Below are 2,507 nucleotides of genomic sequence, written 5' to 3'. Positions count from 1 at the left end.
TTTTCTACCTCGAGATTTTTGACATGGACGCCATCCTCAACGGACTGACCGAGTCTCAAAAACAAGCGGTCACCCACATCGATGGACCGCTGCTGATTTTGGCGGGGCCCGGATCAGGAAAAACGCGAGTGGTCACCCACCGCATTGCCTACATGATTTCACAAGGCGTCTCGCCTTCGCAAATCGCTGCGGTGACCTTCACCAACAAAGCGGCGGACGAAATGCGGACTCGTCTAGGCCAGCTCGCACCGGGGCAACCCGTTTGGATGGGGACGTTTCACCGTTTCTGTGCACAGCTGCTCCGCCGCTACGCTTCGCTGGCCGGGTTGTCCGAAAATTATTCGATCTATGACACCGCGGATTCAAAACAGGCAATGAAGCGAGCGATCGCTGCTGCCAACGTCTCGACCAGCCACACGTCGCCTGAACAGATCACCTCGATCATCAGCAGTGCCAAAAACCGCTTGGTTACTCCGGAGATGATGTTGTCGGCGTCCAGTCGAACCGGCGATGCGGTGGCAGCAAAAGTCTACCCGGTGTACCAGCAGCAACTGTTGACCGCCAACGCCGTCGATTTTGACGACTTGTTGTTCCATGTTGCGATCATGTTGCGGAACAATCCCGAACTACGCGAGGACCTCGATTCGCGATTTCGCTATATCTTGGTCGACGAATACCAAGACACGAACTTGGCGCAATACGCGATCGTGCGTGGGTTGTCGATTAACAACGCAAACCTTGCCGTGACCGGCGACCCAGATCAATCGATCTATGGATGGCGCGGTGCGGACTTGAACAACATCCTCGACTTCGAAAAGGATTATCCGGCGGTCACAACCGTTCGCTTGGAGCAGAATTATCGCAGCACGCCCAATATCCTGCGTGTGGCGGACCAATTGATTCGCCACAACCAAAAGCGAAAGAAAAAGGATCTCTACACTCATAACCCCGAAGGCGATCCGGTGGTTTTGAGGATGTACGAAGACGGTTACCAGGAAGCCGACGGGATCGCCGACGCGATCAGCAACGCGATTCGGACCGAGGGAATGCGGCCACGTGATTTTGCGATTCTGTGCCGGATGAATGCCTTAACGCGGTCGTTAGAACATTCGATGCGAAGCCGTGGTTTGCCGTACCAAATCATCAACGGCGTCGAGTTCTACCAACGCAAAGAGATCAAGGATCTGTTGGCGTATCTGCATTTGATCAACAACCCCAGCCATGACGTGGCGTTTCAACGCGTCGTCAATGTGCCGACTCGTGGCATCGGTGCGAAAACTGTCGAACGACTGCGTCGGTATGCGGATGTCAATCGAATTCCGATGTTACAAGCGGCACGCGACGTCTACAAAATCGAAGGGATCGCGAAACGTTCGGCCACGTTTGTAACGCGATTTGTCGAACTGTATGATCGGCTGAGCAAGAAGGCGTCGGCGACACTCGAAGATCTGCTGCGTTACCTTGTCGAAGAAACGAAATACGAAGCCTTCCTCGAAAAATCGTCGGTCGATCAACAAGACAGTAGTGCGATCGGAAACGTCGACGAATTTATTTCTGCCGCGGTTGAATTCGATCGCCAGCATCCCGAAGACGGAACGCTCGAGGCTTTCTTGGAACAGGTTGCTTTGGTCTCGGACACCGATGCGTTCGAAGAGTCCGATGACCGAGTGACGTTGATGACGCTGCATGCGGCCAAGGGATTGGAATTTCCATGCATCTATATCGTCGGAGTCGAACAAGGACTACTGCCGCACTCACGTTCGATGGATACCGATGCGGGGTTTGAAGAGGAGCGTCGGTTGTTGTTCGTGGGAATCACCCGGGCGATGCAGCGGTTGCAGTTGAGCGTTTGCAAGCGGCGAACGGTGCGGGGGGACACGCGGCCCGCGGTACCGAGTCCGTTTTTAAACGAATTGCCACTGGACGAACTGAAGAAAGTCGAAAGCAACGTCGATCGTGATTGGTTCGACGAGGATCCCGACGCACACGGTGGCTATCCCGATTCGTGGGATTTACCCGACGAAGACGGCGGCGATCCACTCGCTGATGACTCGGGGCCTACGGTACATGAATCGGCCGCGACGGCGTACGACGAAGTGTGCCAGTTGCCCGAAGCGGAGATCGCGGAGAGAGTCGAAAGCAAGAAACGCAAATCAGCTCAGGTTGCGGGGCTGAAGACAGCCGCCGATATGCTCAATGGTGGCGTCACGCCGGTGACCGCTTATCGCGAAGGCACCCAAGTGCGACACACCGAATATGGCGATGGAACGGTGGTATCGATCACCGGCCGAGGCCCGAAGCGAACCGCGACGGTACGGTTTGATGATGGCGAACATAATTTCCGCTTGGCGTTTGCAAAGTTGGAAGTGATTGACGGGTAGCGAGCCGCCAAGTTTAAAACTGCAAGCTGCGACGTAGTGGATTTCGCCAGAACGCTGTGAAGCATTTCGTAGCGGGACTCGTCAGGTGTTTCGGGGGGGCACTCGTCGTGGATCGAAAGTCTTGGC

At 55.2% G+C, this 2,507-nt stretch carries 1 protein-coding gene; it reads left to right on the top strand.

Annotated features, from left to right (window positions below):
- Positions 1 to 23: 23 nt before the first annotated feature.
- Positions 24 to 2,381 carry an ATP-dependent helicase gene (locus RMSM_RS35420; RefSeq protein ID WP_008709291.1) on the top strand — a complete coding sequence of 786 codons (2,358 nt, stop codon included), beginning with the start codon at positions 24 to 26 and terminating at the stop codon, positions 2,379 to 2,381.
- The last annotated feature ends 126 nt before the right edge of the window (positions 2,382 to 2,507 follow it).

The organism is Rhodopirellula maiorica SM1, from assembly GCF_000346295.1.
GTDB lineage: Bacteria > Planctomycetota > Planctomycetia > Pirellulales > Pirellulaceae > Novipirellula > Novipirellula maiorica.
This window is presented reverse-complemented; position numbering and strand designations above follow the sequence as displayed.